This window comes from Comamonas odontotermitis (assembly GCF_014207855.1).
Lineage (GTDB): Bacteria > Pseudomonadota > Gammaproteobacteria > Burkholderiales > Burkholderiaceae_C > Comamonas > Comamonas odontotermitis_A.
In genome coordinates, this window is sequence record NZ_JACHKZ010000005.1 from 47,893 (window position 1) to 74,180 (window position 26,288).

Annotated in this window: 27 protein-coding genes and 1 pseudogene; 15 read left to right on the forward strand and 13 right to left on the reverse strand. The window is 61.6% G+C overall.

Going from position 1 to position 26,288, the window contains the following annotated elements:
- Positions 1–34 precede the first annotated feature (34 nt).
- From HNP33_RS05630 to HNP33_RS05645, 4 genes are read right to left on the reverse strand one after another with little or no spacing between them, the layout of a single operon-like run.
- A complete protein-coding gene (locus HNP33_RS05630) occupies positions 35–526 on the reverse strand; it encodes a nucleoside deaminase (protein ID WP_184706179.1) in 492 nt (163 codons plus the stop codon).
- A gap of 31 nt (positions 527–557) precedes the next feature.
- Complete coding sequence (uraH, locus tag HNP33_RS05635; RefSeq protein WP_184706181.1) at positions 558–893, reverse strand: hydroxyisourate hydrolase; 336 nt, start codon at positions 891–893, stop codon at positions 558–560.
- Between the two features lie 29 nt (positions 894–922).
- Positions 923–1,492, reverse strand: a complete 570-nt coding sequence (locus tag HNP33_RS05640) for a hydroxyisourate hydrolase (RefSeq protein WP_184706183.1) — start codon at positions 1,490–1,492, stop codon at positions 923–925.
- Between the two features lie 24 nt (positions 1,493–1,516).
- Positions 1,517–2,860: an MFS transporter gene (locus tag HNP33_RS05645; RefSeq protein ID WP_184706186.1), complete on the reverse strand. Its 1,344-nt coding sequence runs from the start codon at positions 2,858–2,860 to the stop codon at positions 1,517–1,519.
- Between the two features lie 131 nt (positions 2,861–2,991).
- Here HNP33_RS05645 and HNP33_RS05650 point away from each other — a divergent pair, with 131 nt between their 5' ends.
- Together HNP33_RS05650 and uraD are read left to right on the forward strand one after the other, a co-directional pair.
- The gene (locus HNP33_RS05650) at positions 2,992–3,924 is read left to right on the forward strand and encodes a LysR family transcriptional regulator (RefSeq protein ID WP_184706188.1); all 933 of its coding nucleotides are present in this window, start codon (positions 2,992–2,994) and stop codon (positions 3,922–3,924) included.
- Positions 3,925–3,992: 68 nt separating this feature from the next.
- Positions 3,993–4,544: a 2-oxo-4-hydroxy-4-carboxy-5-ureidoimidazoline decarboxylase gene (uraD, locus tag HNP33_RS05655; RefSeq protein ID WP_184706190.1), complete on the forward strand. Its 552-nt coding sequence runs from the start codon at positions 3,993–3,995 to the stop codon at positions 4,542–4,544.
- Positions 4,545–4,549: 5 nt separating this feature from the next.
- Here uraD and HNP33_RS05660 read toward each other — a convergent pair whose 3' ends face one another.
- Positions 4,550–5,461, reverse strand: a complete 912-nt coding sequence (locus tag HNP33_RS05660; protein WP_184706192.1) for a LysR family transcriptional regulator — start codon at positions 5,459–5,461, stop codon at positions 4,550–4,552.
- Between the two features lie 88 nt (positions 5,462–5,549).
- Here HNP33_RS05660 and HNP33_RS05665 point away from each other — a divergent pair, with 88 nt between their 5' ends.
- From HNP33_RS05665 to HNP33_RS05705, 9 genes are all read left to right on the forward strand, one after another.
- Positions 5,550–6,398 (forward strand): DODA-type extradiol aromatic ring-opening family dioxygenase, encoded by an 849-nt coding sequence (locus HNP33_RS05665; protein WP_184706194.1) that lies wholly within the window; start codon positions 5,550–5,552, stop codon positions 6,396–6,398.
- A gap of 165 nt (positions 6,399–6,563) precedes the next feature.
- On the forward strand, positions 6,564–7,538 hold the full coding sequence (locus HNP33_RS05670) for a bifunctional helix-turn-helix transcriptional regulator/GNAT family N-acetyltransferase (protein ID WP_184706196.1): 975 nt from the start codon (positions 6,564–6,566) through the stop codon (positions 7,536–7,538).
- 7 nt (positions 7,539–7,545) lie between these two features.
- Entirely contained in the window at positions 7,546–8,427 is an 882-nt protein-coding gene (locus tag HNP33_RS05675) for a DMT family transporter (RefSeq protein WP_184706198.1), read from the forward strand.
- A gap of 102 nt (positions 8,428–8,529) precedes the next feature.
- Entirely contained in the window at positions 8,530–8,970 is a 441-nt protein-coding gene (locus HNP33_RS05680) for a hypothetical protein (protein ID WP_184706200.1), read from the forward strand.
- Positions 8,971–9,086: 116 nt separating this feature from the next.
- Positions 9,087–10,415, forward strand: a complete 1,329-nt coding sequence (miaB, locus tag HNP33_RS05685; RefSeq protein WP_184706202.1) for a tRNA (N6-isopentenyl adenosine(37)-C2)-methylthiotransferase MiaB — start codon at positions 9,087–9,089, stop codon at positions 10,413–10,415.
- Positions 10,416–10,745: 330 nt separating this feature from the next.
- On the forward strand, positions 10,746–13,061 hold the full coding sequence (locus tag HNP33_RS05690; RefSeq protein WP_184706204.1) for a hypothetical protein: 2,316 nt from the start codon (positions 10,746–10,748) through the stop codon (positions 13,059–13,061).
- Between the two features lie 4 nt (positions 13,062–13,065).
- Positions 13,066–14,196 carry a hypothetical protein gene (locus HNP33_RS05695; RefSeq protein ID WP_184706206.1) on the forward strand — a complete coding sequence of 377 codons (1,131 nt, stop codon included), beginning with the start codon at positions 13,066–13,068 and terminating at the stop codon, positions 14,194–14,196.
- Complete coding sequence (locus tag HNP33_RS05700; RefSeq protein WP_184706208.1) at positions 14,193–14,858, forward strand: DUF1266 domain-containing protein; 666 nt, start codon at positions 14,193–14,195, stop codon at positions 14,856–14,858. Before HNP33_RS05695 ends, HNP33_RS05700 begins: the two co-directional genes overlap by 4 nt.
- Positions 14,845–15,423 carry a DUF6314 family protein gene (locus HNP33_RS05705; RefSeq protein WP_184706210.1) on the forward strand — a complete coding sequence of 193 codons (579 nt, stop codon included), beginning with the start codon at positions 14,845–14,847 and terminating at the stop codon, positions 15,421–15,423. Before HNP33_RS05700 ends, HNP33_RS05705 begins: the two co-directional genes overlap by 14 nt.
- 16 nt (positions 15,424–15,439) lie before the next feature.
- Here HNP33_RS05705 and HNP33_RS05710 read toward each other — a convergent pair whose 3' ends face one another.
- From HNP33_RS05710 to HNP33_RS05740, 7 genes are read right to left on the reverse strand one after another with little or no spacing between them, the layout of a single operon-like run.
- Positions 15,440–16,462, reverse strand: a complete 1,023-nt coding sequence (locus tag HNP33_RS05710; protein ID WP_184706212.1) for a hypothetical protein — start codon at positions 16,460–16,462, stop codon at positions 15,440–15,442.
- A gap of 2 nt (positions 16,463–16,464) precedes the next feature.
- Complete coding sequence (locus tag HNP33_RS05715) at positions 16,465–16,605, reverse strand: hypothetical protein (RefSeq protein WP_184706214.1); 141 nt, start codon at positions 16,603–16,605, stop codon at positions 16,465–16,467.
- An 11-nt stretch (positions 16,606–16,616) separates the two neighbouring features.
- Complete coding sequence (locus tag HNP33_RS05720) at positions 16,617–17,639, reverse strand: hypothetical protein (RefSeq protein WP_184706217.1); 1,023 nt, start codon at positions 17,637–17,639, stop codon at positions 16,617–16,619.
- Positions 17,639–18,595 (reverse strand): hypothetical protein, encoded by a 957-nt coding sequence (locus HNP33_RS05725; RefSeq protein ID WP_184706480.1) that lies wholly within the window; start codon positions 18,593–18,595, stop codon positions 17,639–17,641. The genes HNP33_RS05720 and HNP33_RS05725 overlap by 1 nt, the downstream gene beginning before the upstream one ends.
- A gap of 9 nt (positions 18,596–18,604) precedes the next feature.
- The gene (locus HNP33_RS05730) at positions 18,605–18,964 is read right to left on the reverse strand and encodes a DUF4150 domain-containing protein (protein WP_184706219.1); all 360 of its coding nucleotides are present in this window, start codon (positions 18,962–18,964) and stop codon (positions 18,605–18,607) included.
- Between the two features lie 25 nt (positions 18,965–18,989).
- Positions 18,990–20,141 carry a DUF2169 family type VI secretion system accessory protein gene (locus HNP33_RS05735; protein WP_184706221.1) on the reverse strand — a complete coding sequence of 384 codons (1,152 nt, stop codon included), beginning with the start codon at positions 20,139–20,141 and terminating at the stop codon, positions 18,990–18,992.
- A gap of 10 nt (positions 20,142–20,151) precedes the next feature.
- Positions 20,152–20,409: a hypothetical protein gene (locus HNP33_RS05740; RefSeq protein ID WP_184706223.1), complete on the reverse strand. Its 258-nt coding sequence runs from the start codon at positions 20,407–20,409 to the stop codon at positions 20,152–20,154.
- 187 nt (positions 20,410–20,596) lie between these two features.
- On the opposite strand from HNP33_RS05740, the pseudogene HNP33_RS20990 reads away from it, so the two are divergent.
- Positions 20,597–20,829: pseudogene (locus tag HNP33_RS20990) on the forward strand (integrase core domain-containing protein); the annotation flags it as partial.
- Here HNP33_RS20990 and HNP33_RS05750 read toward each other — a convergent pair.
- Entirely contained in the window at positions 20,826–21,374 is a 549-nt protein-coding gene (locus HNP33_RS05750) for a C40 family peptidase (protein WP_184706470.1), read from the reverse strand. The pseudogene HNP33_RS20990 and the gene HNP33_RS05750 sit on opposite strands and share 4 nt — an antisense overlap.
- 280 nt (positions 21,375–21,654) lie before the next feature.
- Between HNP33_RS05750 and fdnG the strand changes: the two genes are divergently transcribed.
- The 3 genes from fdnG to HNP33_RS05765 are packed head-to-tail and all read left to right on the forward strand — an operon-like array spanning position 21,655 to position 26,279.
- Complete coding sequence (gene fdnG / locus HNP33_RS05755) at positions 21,655–24,717, forward strand: formate dehydrogenase-N subunit alpha (protein ID WP_184706227.1); 3,063 nt, start codon at positions 21,655–21,657, stop codon at positions 24,715–24,717.
- A gap of 9 nt (positions 24,718–24,726) precedes the next feature.
- Positions 24,727–25,656, forward strand: a complete 930-nt coding sequence (gene fdxH, locus HNP33_RS05760; protein ID WP_184706229.1) for a formate dehydrogenase subunit beta — start codon at positions 24,727–24,729, stop codon at positions 25,654–25,656.
- On the forward strand, positions 25,653–26,279 hold the full coding sequence (locus HNP33_RS05765; RefSeq protein ID WP_184706231.1) for a formate dehydrogenase subunit gamma: 627 nt from the start codon (positions 25,653–25,655) through the stop codon (positions 26,277–26,279). Before fdxH ends, HNP33_RS05765 begins: the two co-directional genes overlap by 4 nt.
- The last annotated feature ends 9 nt before the right edge of the window (positions 26,280–26,288 follow it).

Here is a 26,288-nt window from a genome sequence, read left to right on the forward strand (position 1 = left end):
GGGCAACAGGAGCCTGGCAATCTGCAGTACAGGGTCAGCCGGCAGAAACGGCCTTCTGCCACGCGTCGTACAGGTCTTCGCCCTCATCGCGCACCCGGTGGCTGACCAGCGCCATCTCGCGCTCGCCCTCTGGTTTGGCCAGTTGCTCGTAGCCGCGCGCGGCAGACAGGTCGTAGGGCTCGCCGTCTTCATTGGAGTAAGCGTAGTACACCGTCTTCACGCCAGCCAGCAGCATGGCCGTGTAGCACATGGTGCAGGGGTAGCCGCTGGCGTACACCACCGCGCCCGACAGATCGGTGCTGCCCTGGGCCTTGGCGGCCATGCGTACCGCCTGCATTTCTGCGTGGGCGGACGGGTCGCACAGCTCGTCCACCTGGTTCACGGCCCGGGCCAGCACCCGGCCGTCCTTGACCAGCACGGCGCCAAAGGGCCAGGTCGCCTGCTTGCGGCCCTTGACGTTGCCCATGGCCAGTCGTATGGATTCGATCAGGTACTTGCCGGTGTCATTGTTGTGGTCGTTGCTCATGAAATCATTCCCTCGGATGGAAAAACAAGGATCAGCTGCCTCGGTAGGTGTTGAAGAACCATGGCGAGCACAGCATGGGTACGTGGTAGTGCTGGGCCGCGTCAAAGATGGAAAAGCGCACCAGCACCTCGTCCGACAGGGCTGTGGGCTCCTTGAAATGCTCGCCAACGTAAAAGCGCAGCTCGAAATCACCGGTGCGCGCGGCGGCAGCTGCCATCATGGGCGCATCGGTGCGGCCATCGGCGTTGGTTCGCGTGCTGGTGAGGCGCTGCGCCGGGGTGTGCGCAAGGTCATACAACTCCACCCGCATGCCGCTGATGGGGCGGCCGGTGGTGAGGTTGAGTACATGGGTGCTGATGCCTGCCATGGCGTTCCTTTCGATAGCGTTGCGGCGGCTCAACTGCCGCGCGAGTAGGTGTAGCTCCAGGGGCCGAACTGGATCGGCAGGTGGATGCGCTCTGCGGCATTGGTGATCTGAAAGCGCACCGGCAGCTTGGAGAGGAACGGCGGCCGCGGCAACTGGGCGCCCTTGGCGGCAAAATACGCATCCACATGCAGCAGCAGCTCGTAGCGGCCGGTGCGGTAGCTGTCGTCGATCAAAAGCGGCTCATCAGCACGGCCATTGGCGTTGATGGTGAAGCTGCGCACCAGCACATAAGCATCTCCATCCCAGCGCGAAAAATCGATGCGCAGGCCGGTGGCGGCCATGCCGTGGTAGGTGTCGATGGTGTGCACCGTCAGCCGCGGGCTTGCACCATGCAGCACGATGGGGCCGGTGCCCTGCGCGGGCGCAGCAGGCGCATCGGCTGCCAGCGCACCCCGCGCAGCCACCAGGGCCGAGGCGCCCAAGGCAAGGCTACTCAGGGCAAACTGACGGCGCGCCGGAGCCTGGGGCAGGCCAATCTGGGGCAGGCCACCCTGGGGCTGGGCGCACTGTGGCGTGGAGGAATGTGATGTCTGGGTCATGAACCGGTCTCCTCGGGTGCGGCCTCAGCGGCCCTGGCCTTTGCGGCGCTGCATGCGGGCAATGAAGGCAATGGCAAGAACCGCTGCGAGCGCTTCCACAATCGCCACCAGGTACAAGCCCGGCGCCACCTTGCCGGTGGATGCCTTGATCAGGCCCATCAGGTAAGGTGCGCCAAAACCTGCCAGATTGGCCACCGAATTGATCAGCGCCACACCCACGGCTGCGGCGCCTCCGCTCAGCAGCATATTGGGCATCTGCCAGAACACGGGAATCGCGCTCATCGTGCCGATGAGGGCCAGCACCATGGCCGTGAGCGCCAGCACCACCGGAATGCTGGCCATGCCCATGGTGATGGCCAGCGCCAGCATACCGGCAGCGCCCAGCAGGGCCGAGCCCGCAAAATGCCAGCGCACCTCGCCGCGCTGGTCCGAATGGCGGCCATTGAGCACCATGCCCGCAGCGCCCAGCAGATAGGCGGCGCCTGCGATCCAGCCCACTTCCATGGGGGTGGTAAAGCCCGCTTCTCGAATGACGGTCGGCATCCAGAAGGTCAGCGTGGAATTGGCGCACAGCAGACAGAAGAACACGGCAATCAGCAGCCACACCATGGGGTTGCCGAACAGGGTGCGCCAATCGCTGTCGCGCTCGCCCTGGGCTTTCTGGTCAAGCTCCAGCTGCTGGCGTACGATGGCGCGGTCCGCGTCGGTCAGCCACTTGGCCTGCTCGGGGCGGTCGGTCATGTAGAAATAGGCCACGACACCTGCCAGGACCGAAGGAATGCCTTCGATGATGAACAGCCACTGCCACCCGTGCATGCCGTGGGCACCGGCCGTCCAGGTCATGATGCCGCCCGCCAGCGGGCCGCCCAGCACACCGGCAATGGCCGAGGCCGACATGAAGGTGCCAAACGCCTTGGCGCGGCGCTTCGATGGATACCAGTAGGTCAGGTACAGGATGACGCCGGGGTAGAACCCTGCCTCGAAGGCGCCCAGCAGAAAGCGCAGGATGTAGAACTGCGTGGGCGTCGTCACCCAGGCCTGCAGAATGCAGATGATGCCCCAGCCGATGGTGATGCGCATCACCGTCTTCTTGGCGCCGATCTTCTGCAGCAGCATGTTGGAAGGCACCTCGAACAGGAAGTAGCCGATGAAGAAGATGCCCGCGCCCAGGCCGTAGACGGCTTCGCTGAACTTCAGGTCATCGAGCATCTGCAGCTTGGCAAAACCGATGTTGACGCGGTCCAGCCAGGCCAGCACCCACAGCACACCCAGAAAGGGCAACAGCCGCCAGGAGATCTTGGAATAGGTGGCGTCGACCTCGTCGATGGAGGACGCCGCACCACTGAGGGGCACACTTTGAGCGTTCATTGCAAGTCCTTGTCTCGGGAATTTGTAGTTGGGGTTTGCGAACGCTTGCATGGTCGCGGCTTGCGGCAATATGCGAAACTAGCCAGCTGCTATGAGCCGCATAGCAAAACGCATATTCATAGGGAAAACACGTGTCTCGCAGCGAAGATCCATTCGATACCTACCTGCTGCGTGTGCTATGCACATTGATCCATGAAAAGAGTGTGTCGCGCGCCGCCATACGGCTGAACCAGTCGCAACCGGCCATCAGTGCCGCGCTGCGGCGGCTGCGGGCCATCTTCAACGATCCGCTGCTGGTGCGTGACAAGAACCGCATGGTGCCCACGGCGCGGGCGCTGCAGGCGGTGGAGCAGGCGCGCGCTGCGCTGGGCCTGATCGATGGGCTACTCACCTCGGGCAAGGAGTTCGCTGCCGAGACCACGCAGCAGCGCTTTACCATTGCCACGCCCGACTACCTGGCGCCGCCCTTCATGGCGCGCGTCGTCCAGCTCATGCGCGCCCAGGCGCCCGGGGCGCGGCTTGCCATACTTCCGCTGGGGCAGAACTTCGACTACGAGCAGGCCCTGCAGAATGCCGAGGTGGACATCGTCATCGGCAACTGGCCCAGTCCGCCGGAGCACCTGCACATCTCCACGCTGATCGAGGACGAGGTGGTCTGCCTCATGGATGCCAGCCACCCGCTGGCCGCGCCGGAAGAGCTCACGGCAGAGCGCTACCTGCAGGCAGCGCATGTGGTGTTCACGCCCTACTCGCCCGACCAGCGCGGGGTGGTGGAATCGAGCCTGGGCACCATGCGGGTGAGCCGCGACGGCCGCGTGCAATGCACCTACTTCTCGCAGGCCCCCGATCTGCTGGTGGGCACCGACCTGCTGCTGACCACCAGCCGCCACTTCGCCGCCTACCACGCCCGGCGCCTGCCCCTGGCCATGCTGCCGCTGCCGGTGGGCAGCCGCACCATGCGCTTCTACCAGCTGTGGCATTCGTCGCGGCACCGCGATGCCTCCCATATCTGGCTGCGCGGCCTGCTGGGCCAGGCATCGCAGGCCTTGGCAGAGCGGGCGTAGCCGGATGCTATACGGGCTATAACAAGCCAGGACTGTGAGGCGGGAGACGCGCTTTCTACACTGGCTCCATGACTACCACCTCCACCCACCCTACCCCTTCGCTCGACGAACTCAACACCATGGCGCACGGCGATTTCGTGGCCGCGCTTGGCGAAGTGTTCGAATATGCCCCCTGGGTTGCGGAGTCTGCTGCGCGCCAGCGCCCGTTTGCGGGCATTGACGCATTGCACGCCGCCATGCTGGCTGCCGTGCACGCCAGCCCGCGCGAGCAGGCGGTGCGCTTTCTCTGCGGTCACCCGGAGCTGTCGGCCAGCGCGGTACGCTCCGGCACGCTGACCAGCGACTCCCAGCAGGAGCAGCAAAGCGCCGGGCTGGGCGATCTGGAAAAGGAACAGGGCGAGCGCCTGGCAACACTGAACCAGACCTACCGCACGCGCCACGGCTTTCCATTCATTGCCTGCGTGCGCCACTACACACGCATGGGCCTCTTTGCCGAGTTGGCCTCACGCACCGAGCGCGACACCGAACAAGAATTTGCCGAAGCCCTGCGCCAGATCGGCTTCATCAGCCGCCTGCGCCTGGCGCAGCGCGTGCGCATGGGCAGCCTGCAGGCGGCGTGAGTCCATCAGCCCTTTTCGGGCGGTGAACTTTCGCCACCACCGGCAAGCTCCTGCGAGAGCCAGTCGATGAAACTGCGCACCTTGGGTGCCAGGTAGCGGCGGCTGGTGTAGATCGCGTACAGGGTCACGGTAAGCGCACTCCATTGCGGCAGCACGCGCACCAGTTGCCCCTGGGCCACATCCGCATCCACCAGCCAGCCGGGCAGAAAGCCGATGCCCATGCCCGCGCGCACGGCGTGCAGGCTCAGGTTGGAATCATCGGACAGCAGTGCCGGTGGCAGATGCAGGGGCACGCTGCGCCCGCCCTGGCTCAGTTGCAAAGGGCCCGTGGCCACATAGCTGGGTACCACGGCGGCGTGGCGCATCAGGTCTGCGGGCTGCTGCGGGTGGCCCGTGCGCTGCAGGTAGGCAGGCGCCGCCACCAGGTAGAAAGGCACCTCGCACAGCGGGCGGGCAATCAGGTGCGGCGCGGGCTCGGTGGCGGCGCGCAGGGCCATGTCGTAGCCTGCGGTGGCCAGATCGATCTTGTGGTTGTCGAGGTGAATGTCCACCAGCACCTCGGGGTAGCGGGCGCGGTAGCTCGCCAGTATCTGGGCCATGCGGGGCGTGGCACACCACACCGGCGCGCTGATCTTGAGCTGGCCGCGCGGCGCCTGGTGGTGCTGGCCGATTTCCTGCGCTGCGGCGTCTAGCATCTCCAGCGCCTGGCTGCTTTGCGCATACCAGCGCTGGCCCGCTTCGGTCAGGCTCAGGTGGCGGCTGCTGCGGTTGAGCAGGCGTGCACCCAGGCGCTTTTCCAGCTGAGCCACATGCTTGCTGGCCATGGGCGCCGAGATATCGAGCCGCTGCGCGGCCAGCGCAAAACTGCCGCTGTCCACCACCTGCCGGAACACTTGCATGCTGGTGAGCTGGTCCATGGTTTCTTATCAAGAAATTGATCCATGCATTTTAGGCTCTTGGTTTCCTGGATAAGCACCTCTACATTCATGGCAAGGAGTTTTTTCCATGACCACCACTGTGACTGCCCCCGCTGTTTCTCCCGCCCCTGCGCACCCCCAACGGCTGCCCGTGTACTTCATCTCGCACGGCGGCGGCCCCTGGCCGTGGATGCCGCAGATGGCTCCGGCCTATGCGAACCTCGCCACGTCGCTGGCTGACATGCCGCGCCAGATCGGCCGCACGCCCAAGGCCGTGCTGATGGTGTCGGCCCACTGGGAAGAGCCCACCTTCACCGTGCAGGCCACGCCGCAGCCCGGCATGATCTACGACTACGGCGGCTTTCCGCCCGAAACCTACCAGATCCATTACCGCTCGCACGGCTCACCCGCACTGGCGCAACGTGTGGCAGGGCTGCTCGCGCAGGCGGGCATTGCGGTCGAGGCAGACGCCGAGCGTGGCTACGACCATGGCATGTTCTCGCCAATGCGCGCCATCTACCCGGAGGCGAATGTGCCGGTGGTGCAGCTGTCGCTGCGGCGCGGGCTCGACCCCGCCGAGCACCTGGCGCTGGGCCGCGCACTGGCGGCCTTGCGCGATGAGGATGTGCTGATCATTGCCAGCGGCCTCTCGTACCACAACCTGCGTGCCTTTGGCCCGCAAGCGCACGCGCCAGCAAAAGCCTTTGACGACTGGCTGGCCGACACCATGCTGCAAGCCACCCCGGCCGAGCGCACGCAGCGCCTGATCGATTGGGAAGCCGCTCCTGCGGCCCGGCTGGCCCACCCGCGCGAAGAGCATCTGCTGCCGCTGATGGTGGCCGTGGGCGCTGCCGAGGGCGACCAGGCGGTGCGCGTGTACCATGAAGACGCTTTCATGGGCGGACTGGCGGTGTCGAGCTATCGTCTGGACGCTTGAACGCCAGCGTGATGGAGCCCGTTGGACGGGGGAGTTAAGGCGGCATATTCCGCCCTCTCCCTTCAACAACCACCCTCGCTCCCCGATCCACGCAGTTGGCTTCTCAAAAAAGTTGCAACATACAACTTAAAAGTTGTATATTGCAACCATATACAGGAGAGCCGTATGACAGCAGACGCGACCTTGGTCAACGACATCCGCGCAGCATCGCGCTGCATGGTACGGGAATTGGGCTTCATGGCCAGCACGCTGGCGGCCACCCAGTATTCTGCATCGGCAGTCCATGCCCTGCTGGAGATTGAGGCGCGCGGCAGCATCACGGCAGCGCAATTGGCGGAGTTTCTGGGGCTGGACAAATCCAGCGTGAGCCGGATGGTGGCCAAGCTCGTAAAGAACGGCGAAGTGAACGAGCAGCCCTGTACCGATGACGCGCGTGCCAAGCAACTGCTGCTGACCGCACACGGCAGCCGCACGGTGGCAGACATCCACGCCTATGGCCAGATGCAGGTGCGCTCTGCCATGGCCCAGCTCAACCCATCGCAGCAGCAAGCTGTTGCCCAGGGGCTGTCGGCCTATGCAGGGGCACTGCAGGCGCACCGGCTGGGTGCCAAGGCAGGCCAGCCCACGGCCAACACCAGTACCGGCGCCATCACCGTGCACAGCGGCTACCGGCCGGGCGTGATTGGCCGCGTGGCGGAGATGCATGCGGCCTTCTACGCCCGGGATTGGGGCTTTGGCCAGTTCTTTGAAAGCAAGGTCGCCACCGGTGTTGCCGAATTCGCCGGGCGCCTGGCCGAGCCGGGCAATCAGATCTGGACCGCCGTGCAGAACGACCGCATCGTCGGCTCCGTTGCCATTGACGGCCAGGACCTGGGCGACAACCAGGCCCACCTGCGCTGGTTCATTCTTGATGACGGCTGCCGCGGCAGTGGCGTGGGCCGCCAGCTGATGGCGCAGGCCATGGCCTTTTGCGACCAGCGCGGCTTTGCGCGCACGCAGCTGTGGACGTTTCAGGGCCTGGATGCGGCGCGCAGGCTCTACGAATCCTTTGGCTTTGCGCTGGTGCATGAAGAAGCTGGCCAGCAATGGGGCTCCAAGGTGGTGGAGCAGCAGTTCACCCGCCGCCTGCACGGCGCCTAGGCGGCACATGCAGTCTCGCCAGCCCGCGCTGTGGGCAGCGGCCACCACCGGCATGCTGGTGGGCGCTGCCATGGTGTCCACCAGCGCGGTATCGCCCGCAGCCTCTCCTGCCAGCCTTGCCTTTCTGCGCTATGCCATTGGGCTGGCCATTCTGGCGGGCCCCGCCCTGCTGGCGGCATGGCCCCGGTACCGCGCCCGCGATGCGCTGGCCATCGCCTCGCTCGGCGTGGCGCAGTTCGCGGTGCTGATCCTCTTGCTCAACCACGCGCTGGCGCGCCTGCCCGCATCGACCTGCGCCTTGGTGTTTGCCACCATGCCGCTGTTCACCCTGTGTCTGGCGGCCCTCTCGGGGCGCGAAACCTTCAGCATCCGCAAGCTGGTTGGCGTGCTGCTGGCCGTGTGCGGGGCGGCGGTCTTGCTGCTGGGCTCGGGGCGACATGCTGGCAGCGATGGTGCGCTGGATGGTTCTGGCATGGCGGCCCTGCTGGCAGCCACGCTGGTGGGGGCAGCCACCAGCATTCTGTACGGTCCCTATATGCGGCGGTATCCGGCGCTTCCCACCAGCAGCCTTGCCATGGGCGCAGCGGTGTTGTTTCTGGCGCTGTACTGCTCGCTGCAGGGCCAGCCCCTGGTGCCGGTGTTTTCTGCGGTGCAGTGGGGGCACGTGGTCTTCATTGGCCTGTCGAGCGGCCTGGGCTATTTTTGCCTGCTGTGGGCATTGGGCCGCCTCGATGCATCGCTCGTGATCGCATTCCAGACCCTGGGGCCCGTCACCGCCGCCGCGCTGGAGCTGGCCCTGTACCAGCGCATGCCCTCGCCTGCCCTGCTGGTGGCCATGGCCCTGGTGATGGCAGGCCTGATCGCCACCACCAAGGGCGCCCGGCGGTAGAAGAAGGCCCCGCTGCCAGCCATCTGCCCGCCAAGCCCCAGCGCCGGACTCTGGCACCATGCCCTTTTGTAGAATGCGGCCTTCAGCCCCTGGATATACACCATGCAACGCTGCACAACACCAACCCCACACACCACCACACGCCTGCGCCGCCACTCCGCCGCCATGGCAACGGCCCTGACCCTGGGCCTGGGATTGCTGGCCGCCGTGCCCGCACAAGCCCAGACCGCCACCTTCGCCCCTGTGCAAGGCCAGGTTCGCGCCTTTCCTCCACAAGCCCTGCGCGGCACCCTGGTGGTGAGCAGCACCAGCGAAGCCACGGTTGATGGCAAGCAGCTCCTGCTGGCTCCGGCATTCAAGCTCTACAACCCGCAAAACGCCACGATCCGCCCCGGCACCGTGCAGGGCCAGGAGCTGAACGTGAACTACGTGATCGAAAAAGCCTCGGGCCGCCTGCACGCCGCCTGGATCTTGAACAGCGCAGAAGCCCAGCTCAAGCGCGACCGGGCGGACAACAGCTTCTGGAGCAGCCTGTTCCGGTAAACAGGCCTCGGTAAAAACTACTCTTTTCATAGCTGCTGGCGCTTTCTAGATAAGCGCCGATGGCTGCTTTGACCATAGCCTCGCTCGCCGGGGCCGTGGCGCTATGGATTTGCACCATGTCTAAAAAAGTCTTCATCAAAACCTTTGGCTGCCAGATGAACGAGTACGACTCGGACAAGATGGCCGATGTGCTGGGCGCCGCCCAGGGGTACGAGCCCACCGACGACCCGGAGCAGGCCGACCTGATCCTGTTCAACACCTGCTCGGTGCGCGAGAAGGCGCAGGAGAAGGTGTTCAGCGACCTCGGCCGCGTCAAGCACCTCAAGGAAAAGGGCGTGCTCATTGGCGTGGGCGGCTGCGTGGCCAGCCAGGAAGGCAATGAGATCATCAAGCGCGCGCCCTATGTGGACGTGGTGTTCGGCCCGCAGACCCTGCACCGCCTGCCTGAGCTTTTGAACGCCCGCCAGGCCAAGGCCAAGCCGCAGGTCGACATCTCCTTCCCCGAGATCGAGAAGTTCGACCACCTGCCGCCCGCCCGGGTTGAAGGCGCCTCGGCCTTTGTCTCGATCATGGAAGGCTGCTCCAAGTACTGCAGCTATTGTGTCGTGCCCTACACGCGGGGCGAGGAAGTCAGCCGCCCCTTCGAGGACGTGCTGGTCGAGGTGGCTGGCCTGGCCGACCAGGGCGTCAAGGAAATCACGCTGCTGGGCCAGAACGTGAACGCCTACCTGGGCAAGATGGGCGACACGGCCGAGATCGCAGACTTTGCGCTGCTGCTCGAATACGTAGCCGAAATCCCCGGTATCGAGCGCATTCGCTACACCACGAGCCACCCCAATGAGTTCACGCCGCGCCTGATCGAAGCCTATGCCAAGCTGCCCAAGCTGGTCAGCCACCTGCATCTGCCCGTGCAGCACGGCTCGGACAAGATCCTGATGGCGATGAAGCGCGGCTATACCGCTATGGAATACAAGAGCACCATCCGCAAGCTGCGGGCCATCCGGCCCGATCTGGCCATGAGCAGCGACTTCATCGTGGGCTTCCCCGGCGAGACGGACGAAGACTTTCAGAAGATGATGAAGCTCATCCACGACGTGCGCTTTGACAACAGCTTCAGCTTCATCTTCAGCCCACGCCCGGGCACCCCTGCGGCCAACCTGCCCGACGAGACCCCGTACGACGTGAAGCTGCGCCGCCTGCAAGAGCTGCAGGCCGTCATCAACAACAACATCAAGGAAATCAGCGAAGAGCGCCTGGGTACGGTGCAGCGCCTCCTGGTGGAAGGCAAGTCCAAACGCGACAACGGCGAGCTGATGGGCCGCACCGAATGCAACCGCGTGGTCAACTTCCCCGGCCAGGAACGCCTGATCGGCCAGATGGTCGATGTGAAGATCACCGAAGCCATGGCCTACACCTTGCGCGGCGAAGTGGTGATTGCGCAGTAAGACACTTGCCACAATCCCGCCCAAGCCGCCTGCACAGGCGGCTTTTTCATTGCTGCGCTGCTTCGGATGGGCGCGTTTGCAGCGGGCTGGTGGCTCCGCGGCGCCACCGCCATATCCTCGCGCGCCGAAACATCAACAATTTATTACAAATAATGGAGGTAGAAGAACTCATCTTTTGATAGCTACAAGCACCCAACAGACAATCGCCATGACCGTCTTTCGCCTCAAATCCAGCAGGCGCCTGGCGGTTACCCTGCCGGAAGCCCGGCCAGGGTCGGTAGCATGTGGGCTTCGCACAGAGAGACACACCACAGAAAGCGAGCTTGCACCATGGCTTCCGTTGCCGATCCTTCCACCGCATTGCACGGCGATGCGCTCGATGCCTATCTCGACCATGTGGAAACCATTTTCGACAGCGACGACGAAGAAGCCCAGCCGCTCGACTGGCCCGCGCGCCAGTCGGCCGCGAGCGAACGCATGGACCAGCAGGCCATGCAGCCCGATGACCTCGACCAGCTGCGACGCATCTACCGCCTGTGGTCCATGAGCGGCCAGCCTGCACGCGCCCTGGCCGCCGTGCAGCAGCACCAGGAGCGCCTGCTCGGCGACCTGAGCCACACCGCCCAGCGTGACGCCGCCGTCACCATGGCCATGATGCAGGCCGATGCGGCCGAGGACATCCGCGAACTGCCACGCGAGCAATACCACAGCGTGGTGCACCATGCCATGCAAGCCGTGGACCAATGGGGCGCACAAGGCGATCCCGACCGCGCCTGGGGCTTCCTCGCCCGCCATGCGCAGCAGGCCCAGGCTTTCGATCTGCAAGAGCAAATCTTGCGCAAACAGCACCAATACAAAAGCCAGCAGGCCGAGCGCGCCAGCTACCGCGCCTGGGACGACGCAGTCCTTGCCACCCGCCTGGGCGCCATCGAAGCGGCCAAAGGCAACCCCACATCGGCGCGCGATTTTGGCCACTACGCCTTTGCCAAACTGCAACAACCCGGCGCAGGGCAGGACATTGACACCAACGACTGGCTGCGCCTGGCCGACGACATCGTCACCCTCGCGCCCGATACCGTGGCCTCCTACAGCGAATGGACCCTGGCAAGCCTGCCTGCCGACGCCTCGCCCGGCACCCGGCGCGACACCCTGGCCCAGCTGGCACGCTTGCATGCGCACAGCCTCCACCGCCAGGGCCAGCTCGATGCCGCCATCGCCAAGGGCCTCGAAGGCCGCTTTGCGCTGGTGCAGGATGCCGACGATGCCATGAGCGCCACCTTGATCGAATGGCTGCTGCAGGCCGGGCGCCTGCCCGAGGCCGCGCACATGGCCTTTGAAAGCGCCTTGCACAGCCGCGGCACATCGCGCGAGGCGGCCTGCCGCCATGCCCTGGCCCACCTGGGCGAATCGGCGGGCGCCCCCTACTGGGCACTGACCCTGATGGCCGCCAGCGGCGAGGCCGAGCTGGCAGAGTTCCTGCCCGAAGGCATGGAGCCCGAGCAGGCCTTTGCCCACTATGGCGCCATCGTGCAGCAGCAAACGCCCAACCATCCGCTGTGGCGCCTGCTGCAAGGCAACCACCTGTTCGAAGCCGATCGCCACGCCGAGGCACTGCCGCTGCTGGAGGCGCTGAGCGAGCTGCCCCAGTACGCCAATGGCGAGCTCACATACCGGCTGTTCGTCGCACGCGCGCGCAGCATGGGCCTGCAGGCGGCGCTGAAAACGCCCTACATCCGCACCGACGCAGGCAGCTGGAACTATGCGATGGGCGTGCGCATGGACGACGACTGGCCCCTGAAGGAAGCACTGAACATTGCTGGCGACGCACTACCGGATGACTGGCCCTATGACGAGCTGCTGCGCTGGACCAAGCACTACTACGAAGCCGGCCAGGCGCGCTTTGAGCACTGGTTTGCCACCGGCCAGGGCAGCTACAAGGATGGCGACATCCACGACTACTCGATGCTGTGCAACAACCTGGCCATCAAATACCGCTACAACGACGAGAACTACGACGCCGCGCTTGCCCTGCACGCCAAAGGCATCGCCACCAGCCCGTTTGCCGAGCATTACAACGGCATCCTCTCTACCTACATCGATACCGACAACTACCCCCAGATCATCGCAGCGGGTGAACAGCTGTGGCACTACAGCCGGGAGAACGGCTACAGCCGGCACAGCCCGTCTGACTACTTTCCCAAGGTCGCCTATGCGCTCTACCAGCAAGGCCGCAACGTGGAAAACAGCATCTGGCTGGAGCGCCTGGACGAATGGTGGAACGCGCTGGACGGTGACGACCAGCGCGAATCCCGCCACGACTACTTGAGCAGCCTGCTCAACCAGCTCGATTACTACTCGGACACCCATGGCGCCGAAGTGCTGCCGCGCCTGCAGGCCCTGCTGCCCGAGTTGCGCGAGCGCAAGAACGCCTACCTGCTGCGCCGGGCGGGCGATGCCATGCAGACATCTGGAACACGGCAGCAAGCCATGCAGCTCTACCAGGACGCGCAGCGTTTTTCCGCTGACAGCCACCCCGACGAGCGCAAGCGTCTGGAAGACAGCATTGCCGAGCTGGCGCCCAAGCTGGGTAAAGGCACGAGCAGCAACGCCGCAGACAGCAGCAAACCTTGGTGGAAGTTCTGGTAAAGCCATGAGCCATCAGGCAACGTACCTGGCGCGCAACGTCGTCAACGCGCCCGAGATCAAGACTCGCATTACCGAACGCAGCCAGCAACGGGGCGACAGCCAAGAGATCGCCACCTGGCTGCACAACCACTTCTACCGCTACGTGGTGGGCAACCTGCTGGCCCCGCCGCCTGCCGTGCAGCCCATCTACACCACCGACGACCTGCAGCAGCGCTACCGCAACGGCCCGCCCGCCTGGGCCATGGCCGTGGTGGCACGCGCTGCCTCCGCCCACCGGGATGGCGCCGAGCCCGCACTGTGGTGGATCAACCCCGAAAGCGATGCCGTCCTGGCGCTGGAGACGCGGCTGCTGGAATTTCTGCAGTCGCGCGTGGGCACATCGCTGGAAGGCAAGCTCATGCGCATCAACTGCCCCCAGGCCCTGGAGCGCTGGGAGCAGGAACACCGTGCGTTCGAAACCCGGCAACTGGCCGGCTGGCGCAGCCACAACCCGCAAGCGGTGGCGCCGCTATGGCAAGGCAGCAATGGAGAGTTTGTCGAACTGCTGCCAACCGCAGCCTTGCGCGAAGAAATGGCCTATGAGAGCCAGATGATGCGCCATTGCCTGGGCCAGTTTGCCAACCGCCGCCACCTGACAGGCGGCTATGGTGAACACTACGCCGAAAGCTGCGAGCAAGGTCGCATGCGCATCTTCAGCTACCGCACAGGGCAGCAGCAGCCGCGCATCACCATAAGCGCCTGGGTGCAGGACGATGGCCGCCTGCGCATCGACCAAATCAAGGGCAAGCAGAACCGCCCGCCCATCGACCGCTACCGCACCGATGTGCTCGGCTTTCTGAACCAACTGCCGACCAGCGAAGATACGCCCGATGACGCATTGGGCATGCGCCTGGTACGGGTGGCATCCCGCTGGCACGAGGTCGAAGCGCTGACGCAGGAATCCGACCAGCTGCACCTGTGGCAGCGCCAGCCCGGCCTGCTGCAGCATCTGCGCCAGCCCACGCCTTTGGTGCAATGGCTGGCCGCTGCGCGCGACAGCAGCGTTCTGGCAGGCCATGCCATCAGCCCCGCGCTGGCCTATGCCTTGCAGCAGGCGGGCAAACCGGTACCCGCAACGAAAGTGACAACACCATGATCCAGATCACCTTTCTGGTCGTGGCGCTGTGGCTGGTGTGGAAGTGCATCCAGGCCTTCAGCCGCCAGTTTGGCAGCAGCGCGCCACGCAGCAGCAGCCTGCAAAAAGCCTACCAGTTGGCGCCAGAGTACAACTGGGCTTTGGCGCTGGCGCACCCCATGGCCTTTCATGCCATCAAGGGCGGCTTTGCCGACAGCGACATGCCCGAGCCCACCGATGGCCTGGCCGCTTCGCTGCGCCCCATGGCGCTGCACGAATTTGGCCTGCGCACCGACCTGGACAACGCCAGCGTGCGCCAGCAACTGCCCGATCTGCTGCGCACGCGCTGGTGGTGCTTCGACCTTGACAAACTGCAGCCCGGCGACGACCCGCGCGCTGCCATGGCCTTTGCCTGCGCGCGCATCAGCTTTTTTGTGCGCACTGCCGCCATGCTGGGCTGGCTGCCTGCTGATCAGCAGTGGCAGCTTTTGCAATTGAACGCCGCACGCGCCCGCGACTGCTTTGCCAGCTGGCAGGACTTTGGCCAGGCCTATGTGCAAGGCCGGGCGCAATGGGTGGCCAAGGGCCGGGCCGATGCCATGGGCCGGGCCATCAGCAGCGACGAACTGCACCAGTGGCTGCTGGACCCGTCCCACCCATGGTGCGCCTATGCCTGGCGCTGAAGGTATCCAGGTGACCGCTCCACGCTTGCCGGATGCCGCGGCAGACCTGCAGGCAGCGCTCTTACGCTATTTCAGCGGCCCATGGCGCTTCACACGCACCATGCGGGGCGCCGACGAACTCGCCATTGGGGAGGCCGTGGGCGAGGCCCTGTTTCAGCCGGGCGATGCCAACCAGTTGCGCTACCAGGAGAGTGGACAGCTGCAGCTGGCAAATGGGGAGCGGCCGCTTTCCTTCTCGCGGCGCTTCAACTACCGCATGGAAGGCGACACCGTGCGCGTTGATTTTGCAGACGGCCTGCAGGCCGGACAGCCCTACCAGCATTACCGCTACAACCCGCAGCAAAAGGCGCTGCTGCCGGTGCAAACCCACCTGTGCAATCTGGATCGCTACGACAGCCGCTACGAGTTGTTGGACGATACGCATTTCGACCTGCACACCCGCATTGAAGGGCCGCACAAGCACTACCTGCTGCATACACGCTATTGCCGATTGCACAAGATGGCAATCCCCTCGCCCGGCGAAGGCGTATTAGGGATAGTTTGCGGCCCGCCCCATTTGCCCTGACGCAGCATTCAGTTCGTTATCGAATCGGCGGATTATCTGGGTGATCTACGCGGGTCCAAACATGGCCATCAAAATACGCCAAATCTTTAAAACCAAAGCTCCAAAGAATTCCGTCCTTCGCTTCCAGAATATGGGTATCCTGCAGTTCAGGCTGCAAGCTGGTAGGGCAAGGCTCTATTTTCTTGATCTGCGGATCGTAAACAAACAAACCCAGGTTTGACGCGAGATACAGCTTGCCTTCAAATACTTCGGCGCTGGTGAGATTCTGGTTGTCATCAATACTGGATAGATCGGTAAAGCCCGCCTGGGCATTGCCATAGAGCAGCGTTCCGTTGTGCCCTAACAGAAATACTTCGCTGGCACTGATGACTTTGATGGCGTTGATGAACTCATCTGTCGGCAACTGCAACTGCCTCCAGCGGCCATTGTGGTAATGCCAGCATTCATCGCCTACGGCATAAATGTCGTTTTCGCTACTGCCGTCGATATCCACAAAATCAATGGCATCGTTTGCATCCAGCCAGCGATCAAACTCTTCGCCATCGCCTTCCGGTGGATCGCTGATGGGGGCCTGCCGCATGGGACCAGCAAAGTCGAACCAGCTTCCGTCCAACACCTGCTGTGCCCCGGGCTCAAACCGATAGACTTGCCTGGATTGACCGCAGACATACAAGGCATTGCCAATGGCGCGAATGCGATTGACATAGCCCAGGCCAAGCGCATCTTCGCGTATTACTCCAGCGCCGGGGAGCTGGTAGATTTTATCGGGACTACCTCCTGGTGCATATAGACGAATTTGCCCTTCTCGGGAAAGTACACAGCGTAATTGGTGGATAGGCCAATAGGCCACACAAATAGTGACCCAATCGTAGTCCTTAACTAGCCATTTACGTGTCAGCGGATCTTTACCGCTATAAGCGCCGACAAAGGAAAAATCATAATCATTGATATTAATGGCATCAAGGGTTTCAGCAAGAAGACCAACGAATGCATTGATGAGCGCTCCAAACTGAAATGTTTTGGTCTTATCAATTGCCATAATTAAATATCTCCAGCAGAGCGATCAACAGCATTTTTAATATCTTCTGTTACGTTACGAGCATCTTTAACTGCCCGCAGAACCGCATCATTGTGAGCCTTGAACTGCTCATCCAGCTGATTTTTATAAATAGACTGATACAACACTCAGTTTGCTATCGAATCGGCGGATTATCTGGGTGATCTACGCGGGTCCAAACATGGCCATCAAAATACGCCAGATCTTTAAAACCAAAGCTCCAAAGAGTTCCGTCCTTCGCTTCCAGAATATGGGTATCCTGCAGTTCAGGCTGCAAGCTGGTAGGGCAAGGCTCTATTTTCTTGATCTGCGGATCGTAAACAAACAAACCCAGGTTTGACGCGAGATACAGCTTGCCTTCAAATACTTCGGCGCTGGTGAGATTCTGGTTGTCATCAATACTGGATAGATCGGTAAAGCCCGCCCGGGCATTGCCATAGAGCAGCGTTCCGTTGTGCCCTACCAGAAATACTTCGCTGGCACTGATGACCTTGATGGCGTTGATGAACTCATCTGTCGGCAGCTGCAACTGCCTCCAGCGGCCATTGTGGTAATGCCAACATTCATCGCCTACGGCATAGATATCGTTCTCGCTGCTGCCGTCGATATCCACAAAATCAATGGCATCATTTGCATCCAGCCATCGGTCAAACTCTTCGCCATCGCCTTCCGGTGGATCGCTGATGGGTGCCTGCCGCATGGGGCCTGCAAAGTCGAGCCAGTTTCCGTCCAATACCTCAGGCGTGCCAGGCTCAAACCGATAAACTTGCCTGGATTGACCGCAGACATACAAGGCATTGCCAATGGCGCGAATGCGATTGACATAGCCTAGACCCAGTGCATCTTCGCGCATTACTCCAGCGTCGGAAATTTGAAATAATTTATCTAGCTTCTGAGGACCGCCATATATATTGACTTTTCCCTCGCTATCTAATATGCAGCGAAAAATAATCCCGTGAGTCATCCATGTGCATACACTCACAATTACCCAATCTTCCACTAACTGTTTCCGCCATGGATCAGTAGGTCGCAGGTTGGGAGCATAAGTAGTTATTACCGAATTGCCTTCAAATTCATCTAGTGACTCACCGAATAAAGGCATTACTCCTTCAATCAAGCAGCCAGCCTGATAAGATCGAAATAAATCTTTGGATTTCATCAGTAGTCCTTTCCACCGTTTGTTGCATTCTTTATTTCATCAGTCACCCTGCGCGCATCTTTAACTGCCCGCAGAACCGCATCATTGTGCGCCTTGAATTGCTCATCGAGTTGCTTTTGAATATCTGCCCTGGAGCAGCCCCCTTTTTTTGGGCCTCCAGTTGATTTTTCAATGGCGCGCGCCGAGATTTTCTTGGCCTGGCCCAGCGTGATCGTGCCGGGTGTGCCCGTCGCCTTGCCTTCACGCCCTACGCGCGCTGCGGGCCGATCCGTATGCTTGTGGGCCGTGTCGTGTTCTTTGCCGCTGCCGTTTTCCAGGCAGATGGCAGGTCCTTCGTCGAGCGAGGGCATATCAGGAATGCGCTCCAGCCCGCCCCGCTTGCCCTGGCGCAGCATCCAATCGGGCACGACATGGTGCCGGTCATTGCCGGGAGGGCATTCAAGTTCGTTGTAAGGTACCAGTTCGCAACGACGACGAGGTCGGCGCTTTGTTTTGCCTTTTACATAAGCGCCGCCACTCCCCCCTGCTGCTTTTACCTCGGCGGCTGCTGGTGGGGGTGCAGGTGGAGGCGAGGACGGAGCCTTTGGAGCAGGAGCCGGAGCAGGTGTTTTAGTAGGAGGCGCAGGCTCTTCTGTCGGCTTTGCTGCTGGCTTTGCCCCGCGTCTTCTTCTACCTCGGCCTCCGCCCAAGACTGTGCCCACCACATCCAAAATGCCTGGGGCATGCTCAGCCGCAGTCTTGGTTCTTTCCATCTCCTTGGCTATTTCCAACTCCCGATCGTGGAAATCAGGCGGATAGTCCTTCTTTGGATTGCTTGGTGCGCTCTTGGGTGCTGGCTCGGTTTTGTTGACAACCTTACCGCGAGCATTTTCACCATGCGGTGGGTTGCCCTTTGGTGGATGTTTCTCTGCTTTACTCGGGGGCTTGGGCGCTGGTGTGAGCGGCTTGGTGACCATTGATCATCCTCAAGGCTTCCTGGTGTTCATGTGCATCTGGTCGCCAGTGCGCACCACGGGGTGCCCATTGACAAAAACGCCGGTGCTGTGCTGATTGCTGTGGCTGACCTTCATGTTCACCTCGGTGATCACTCCTCCGCCCATGCCGGGCTCATCTCCACGCACGTTGTCCACGTAGCTCATTTGGTGCAGGAACACCGGTTTCCCATTGGCAAAGACATCGGCAGAACACTGCTCGGACTGGCTCATTTCATGGGCAATCGGATATGGCACGGGGTGGCCGCTTTTGCCGGGAGTCAGGCAAACATCGGGCACCATTCCGATCACAAGAAAGCGCGCGTCTTTGGCGGTGAGTTGTTCGTCAGCCATGTTGTTTTCCTCTTTTTGATACCAGTCAACCCAGAGGGCCAAGCTCCACGGACGGAACCGAATCGTCCATGTGTCCTACTGGAGCCATACGTGTCTCAAGCACAAGGGTGGTGTTTTGGGGCAGTTGCTTGGGAACCGGCACAACCAATCGATAGGTGGCGTATAGCTGCAAAGTGGCAAGATCAACCACCAGGGTGTCTAGATCTACCAGGATGTCGCCCGGCCAACCCAGGGCTGGGGAGAGCCGCGCAAAGACAAACAGTTGGTGCAGTGGCAGCCGTGCACTAAAGCGCTCCGGCCAGGCGTGGCTCAAGTTCGGCGGATAGAGGGCGATCAGGCTCAGCTTCGCGCCAGGCGTGGGATAGTCGATTTGCTGATCGGCTGGGGCGCAGTTCCAGTACGCGTAATCAAAATCCATGGGTGGCAGTGGCCACTGCTTTTCACGCCATGCCTTGTCGTAGGTTCCTGCCAAAGCCCTGCGCGGCAACCAGGCGCGACCTAATGCTGTGAGACTGATCGGCGAATAGTTTTTCTGACCACGGTACGTCTGGGAGGCAGGCTCCAATTGGGGCGCCCGGGCCCCTCTTGCCTTGTTGAGACCATGCCCGATAGGATTACGTTCATCAACGTTATGGCCTGCACCACTTGAACGATCTTTGTGACCACCATAAGCGTTTTGCCAATGGATGCGTGTTTGCGTCGTTGGTTGAGGCGTTCCTGGTAAGCCCAGCATGTTATGGACTCGGGGGCCTGTAACTAGCAGCTCTTTATGCCAATGTTGGTCTTGTCCGTTTTCATCACACCAATCAATTGCAATGCCACATCGCCAGCGTGAGCCGAACTTGCCGTTTGGTGGACGGCTGACAGCATTGGCAACCAGCACGTCGCATTTGGGCTTATAGGGGGCGAAGTCACTTTCCCACAGCGGAGAACTCACATTGGGTTCCCCATCCCATACATCAGACATAGCCAGGGGGGATTGTTCTGCCGCATAGCTGAGATAACCGTTGCCCCACAGGCCTTGCATGTCATAAGTGATGCGCGTAGCAATCACATGGAACGCTCGCCCATACTGGTCTACCGTCTGGAAATACTGGCTAGGAAACGGTGTGTGGTTGATGTGCTTGACAGGTGCAACTTCTGGGATGCTGCGACCCGCGCTTGAGGGCTTTTCCATGCGGCAGCCCTTAATTCAAGTCAATGGTGACGTTCTCCATGACGCCGACGCTCTTGGTACGGTTTTTGCCGATCTTGACCTTTTCGTTTTTACCCAACATCTGTGGTGCGGTTGGCCTTGGGCTTTTCAAAGCCGTAGTCGTTGGCGGCAAAGCTGCCGCTGGCAACGTATTCGGCATAGACCCAGCCGTCGATGAGATCTTCACTGTGGATGAGCGATATTCCAGTTCGCCCAGCGAGCTGTAGGCGACAAGGATGCGGCTTGACATGTTTGCCCCTGGTTTTTGGGTGGATGTGCGCTGGTATGGGGCTCGATAATAGGGAGGGGCAGCCAAAAATCATTGCCCGATTGTCGGAAGACGCTGATTAGACACACCGCATTCAAGCGATTGAGATTTCTCAATATAAAGAAGTAAAAAGCATGCTGAACGCCTACCAGCATTGGCACAGAAGGGACACAAGTTCACCAAGCTGTACCGACCACAGATGAGGGCAAAGCAAAGCGCTTCCAATCGGCGCTTCGCGAGTGGACATAGGGCTGGACATTCCAAAGCCCAATCGAGTAAGCCGATGCCTTGGCCAGTTGGCGGCGTCACTACAACTGGCATCGCCCGCACAGTGCCATTGGTCATATCACACCAATGTGCCTACTCCAATTTAAAAACAACCTGTTGATAGTTCACAGCTAGACACTAAACACCGTCCGCGCCTCAGTAAAGCGCTTGGCAAAGTAGGGATTGGCCAAGCTGACGGTCCGGACTACGCCGCCGCTCGATGGTGCATGCACGAACTGGTTGTTGCCAGCATAAATGCCCATGTGCGAATAGCGCCCACCCAGGGTGTTGAAGAACACGAAATCGCCGCGTTGCAGATCACTGCGCTCAATAGGCGCACTCACCCCCGCCCACTGCGATGTGGTGCGGGGCAGCTTGCGGGTGGTGATTCCGGCCATCGCGTACTGGATCAGGCCGCTGCAGTCGAAACCGCCTTCCGGGGTGTTGCCGCCATAGGTATAGGGCGTGTTGACCACCATCATCACGCGCGCATACAGGGTATCGCGCAGCTCGCCGCTCAAACCCAGGTTGATGGGCACCACACCGCCATCCGCAGAACCCGCCGGCCTGCGCCGCGTTGGATCGGCCGATGCGTGCGAGCCATTGGATGTTGGCTTGGAGGCGCACCCTGCCAGCAGCGCTGCCGCAGGCACCCCAAGCAGCAGCATGCGCCTGCGCATGGCCGCAGGCTCACGGGAGGGTTCGTCCTTCGGTTTCAAACCGTGGTATGCAGTGACGAGGTGCATCTTGATCATGAAGCACATTATTCACTTTTTTTTGCAAGCTTGTGAATCATATTGATTTTTAACCAATTGACATGCCTCAATATGAATTTTTCGGGAGCCATCAAATGTCTGAAAATGTCCAAATTGCCGACTATTGAGGTTTTTTAAGAGTAGAGGTCTACAATTTGATCGGCAATCTCAGTAAAACAAGCATCCTTCATTGAAAGGACAACCCATGGTGCAATTCTCCAGGCGCCAGTTCATGAAAGTGACTGGCTCTACCCTGGCAGGATCAAGCTTGGCGGTGATGGGCTTCTCGCCCGCCACTGCCCTGGCCGAAGTCCGCCAGTACAAACTGGTCGGCAGCACGGTGACACGCCAGACGTGTACCTACTGTTCTGTCGGCTGCGGCATATTGATGTACTCCCTTGGCGATGGTGGCAAGAACGCCAAGCTGTCGATCATGCACGTCGAAGGTGATCCGGACCATCCGGTCAACCGCGGCACGCTGTGCCCCAAGGGCGCATCGCTGCTCGACATCGTCAAGAGCCCCAATCGCCTGCTCTACCCCGAATACCGTGCGCCCGGCTCCAACGAGTGGAAGCGCCTGTCGTGGGACGAGGCGCTGACCCGCATCACCAAGCTGATCAAGGAAGACCGCGACGCGAACTTCCTGGAGAAGACCGACGACGGTCTGACGGTGAACCGCTGGACAACGACCGGCATGCTGGCTGCATCGGCCGCCAGCAATGAAGCCGGATACATCACCTATAAAGTGGCCCGCTCATGGGGCCTGTTGGCGTTCGATAACCAAGCCCGTGTCTGACACGGCCCGACGGTGGCAGGTCTTGCCCCGACGTTTGGCCGTGGAGCGATGACGAACCATTGGGTCGACATCAAGAACGCGGACGTTATTTTGATCATGGGCGGCAATGCCGCTGAAGCCCACCCTTGCGGCTTCAAATGGGTGACCGAGGCGAAGGAGCACAACAAGGCTCACTTCATGGTGGTTGACCCGCGCTTCAACCGTTCGGCTTCGGTGGCAGATTTCTACGCCCCTATCCGTTCGGGTTCGGACATTGTTTTCCTCGGCGGCGTGATCAACTATCTGCTGACGAACGACAAGATCCACCACGAGTACGTGCGCAATTACACGGACTTCACCTTCATCGTGCGTGAGGATTTCGCGTTCGACGAAGGCATCTTCTCGGGCTACAACCCCGAAAAGCGCACCTACGACAAGGCCAGCTGGGATTACGAGCTGGGCGAGGACGGTTACGTCAAGACCGACCCGACCCTGCAGCATCCGCGCTGTGTCTACCAATGGCTCAAACGCCATTACGCCAGCTACACGCCAGAGAAGGTAGAGAGTGCCTGCGGCACGCCCAAGGACAAGTTCCTGCACGTGTGCGAAAAGCTTGCCTCCACCGCACAGGCCGGCCGCGCTGCGACCATCCTGTATGCCCTTGGCTGGACGCAGCACTCGATCGGCGCGCAGATTCTGCGCACCGGCGCCATGGTGCAGCTGCTGCTGGGCAATATTGGTGTTGCGGGCGGCGGCATGAACGCGCTGCGCGGCCACTCCAATATCCAGGGTCTGACCGACCTGGGTCTGCTGTCCAACGCACTGCCCGGCTACCTGACCTTGGCCAACCAGGGTGAGCAGGATTACCAGAAGTACATCGAGGCACGCACGCAAAAGCCTTTGCGCGCCAACCAGATGAGCTACTGGCAGAACTATCCCAAGTTCCATGTCAGCCTGATGAAGGCCTTGTGGGGCCCCGCGGCCACCAAGGACAACAACTGGGCCTACGACTACCTGCCCAAGCTCGACAAGCAGTACGACATGCTGCAGATCTTCGAGCTGATGAACGAAGGCAAGGTCAACGGCTACATCGCCCAGGGCTTCAACCCGCTGGCGGCGCTGTCCAACAAGAACCGCACCCGTGCGGGCCTGGCCAAGCTGAAGTTCCTGGTCATCATGGACCCGCTGGCCACCGAGACCTCCGAGTTCTGGAAGAACTACGGCGAGTACAACGACATCGACACGGCATCGGTGCAGACCGAAGTGTTCCGCCTGCCCACCACCTGCTTCGCAGAAGAGGATGGCGCGGTCGTGAGCTCGTCGCGTGTGCTGCAGTGGCACTGGAAGGCGTCGGAGCCTCCTGGAGAAGCGAAGACCGACGTTGCCATCATGTCGGCCCTGCACCTGCGCATGAAGGCGGCCTACCAGAAGGACGGCGGCAAGTTCCCCGACCCGATCGTCAACCTGTGGTGGCCCTACGCCCAACCAGCGCATCCGTCTTCGGAAGAGCTGGCCAAGGAGTACAACGGCCGTGCACTGGCCGACCTGACCGATGCCGATGGCAAGGTGCTGCGCCCCGCAGGCCAGCAGCTGTCTGGCTTTGGCGAGCTGCGTGACGATGGCACCACCATGAGCGGCTGCTGGATCTACACCGGCTGCTGGACGGAAGCGGGCAACCAGATGGGCCGCCGCGACAACAGCGACCCCACTGGCATCGGCAACACGCTGAACTGGGCCTGGGCCTGGCCGGCCAACCGCCGGGTGCTGTACAACCGTGCGTCTGCCGACCTGGAAGGCAAGCCTTTCAACCCCAACCGCATGCTGGTCAAGTGGAACGGCAAGGCCTGGGGCGGCGCGGATGTGCCCGACTACGGCGTGGCGATCAAGCCTGAAACGGGCACCGGCCCATTCATCATGAACCCCGAAGGGGTGGCGCGCTTCTTTGCGCGCAAGGGCATGAACGAAGGGCCGTTCCCAACGCACTACGAGGCGTTCGACAATCCGCTGGGCTACAACCCGATGTACCCGAAGAACGACAAGGCTGTCAGCAACCCTGCAGCCCGCGTCTTCCCTGCCATCTGGGAGACCTTCGGCAAGGCATCGGAGTTCCCGCACGTGGGCACCACGTACCGCCTGACCGAGCACTTCCACTACTGGACCAAGCATGCGCTGCTGAACTCCATCATCCAGCCAGAGCAATTCGTCGAGATCGGCGAGGCGCTGGCCAAGGAGATCGGCATCACCACCGGCTCCATGGTGAAGGTCAGCTCCAAGCGCGGCTACATCAAGGCAGCGGCGGTGGTTACCAAGCGCATCAAGCCCATGCAGATCGAAGGCAAGACGGTGCACCATGTGGGTATCCCTATCCACTGGGGCTTCAAGGGCCTGACCAAGCCGGGCTTCCTGGCCAATACCCTCACCCCGTTCGTGGGCGACGGTAACAGCAACACGCCCGAGTTCAAGACCTTCCTGGTGAAGGTCGAGAAGGTCTAAGGAGCAGCGATGTCATCTCTACAATCATTGGATATCAAGCGCCGCTCCGCCACCACCACCCCATCGCCAAGCGTGCGCGACGCGCATGGCGGCGAGGTGGCCAAGCTGATCGATGTCTCCAAATGCATCGGCTGCAAGGCCTGCCAGACCGCCTGCATGGAGTGGAATGATCTGCGCGACGACGTGGGCACCGCTGCGGCAGGGGTGTATGACAACCCGACCGACCTGAGTGCCAACTCGTGGACCGTGATGCGGTTCTCCGAATACGAGAACGAGGCTACCGGCAATCTGGAATGGCTGATCCGCAAGGACGGTTGCATGCACTGCGAAGACCCCGGTTGCCTCAAGGCCTGCCCCTCACCTGGTGCGATCGTGCAGTACGCCAACGGCATCGTGGATTTCCAGGAGGAAAACTGCGTCGGCTGCGGCTACTGCGTCACCGGCTGCCCGTTCAACATCCCACGCATCTCGCAAAAGGACCACAAGGCCTACAAGTGCACACTGTGCTCTGACCGGGTTGCAGTGGGCCAGGAGCCTGCCTGCGTCAAGACCTGCCCCACGGGTGCCATCATGTTTGGCACCAAGCAAGGCATGCAGGAGCGTGCCGACGAGCGGATCGCCGACCTCAAGGAACGCGGTTTTGCCAAGGCCGGCCTGTACGATCCGCAAGGCGTGGGCGGCACGCACGTGATGTATGTGCTGCACCATGCAGACCAGCCATCGCTCTACCACGGCCTGCCCGATGATCCCAAGATCAGCCCCATGGTCAGCCTGTGGAAAGGCGTGGCCAAGCCGCTGGCATTGGCGGCACTGGGAGCCGCCGCAGTCGGCAGCTTCTTCCACTACATCACCAAGGGTCCGCTCGAAGTGCCCGAGGAGCTGGAGGACGAAGAAGCCCGCAAGGCCGACGCCGACAACCACAAGGAGGCAGGACGATGAACCGCAGCAACCGAGACATCCAGCGCTACAGCGCTGCGGAGCGTGCCAACCACTGGGTTGTTGCCATCAGCTTTGTGCTGCTGGCACTGTCCGGCCTGGCGTTCTTCCACCCGTCGTTCTTCTTCATGACGAACCTGTTCGGTGGCGGGCCCTGGACGCGGATTCTGCATCCCTACATCGGCCTCGTCATGGCCTTTGGTTTCCTGCTGATGTTCTTCCGCTTCTGGCAGTTGAACATCATCAAAGACCGCGATGTGGAGTGGCTGAAAAACGTGCCAGCCCTCGTCAGCGGTGAGCATGACAAGATTCCGCCCGCTGAAAAGTACAACGGCGGCCAGAAAGTGCTGTTCTGGATGCTGGTGCTGTGCATGCTCGGCCTCGTCATCACCGGCGTGCTGATGTGGCGCGCCTGGTGGAATCTGCCTGTCAACGTGGTGCGCGCCGCCAGCCTGATCCATGCCATCTCGGCATTTGGCTTGATTGGCCTCATCATCGCGCACGTCTATGCTGCCATCTGGACCAAAGGCACCATCCGTGCCATGACCCGTGGCACCGTGACCCGTGCCTGGGCCCGGTTCCACCATCCGCTGTGGTATCGCCGCATGACGGGCGAAAAGGACTGAACCCTTGCT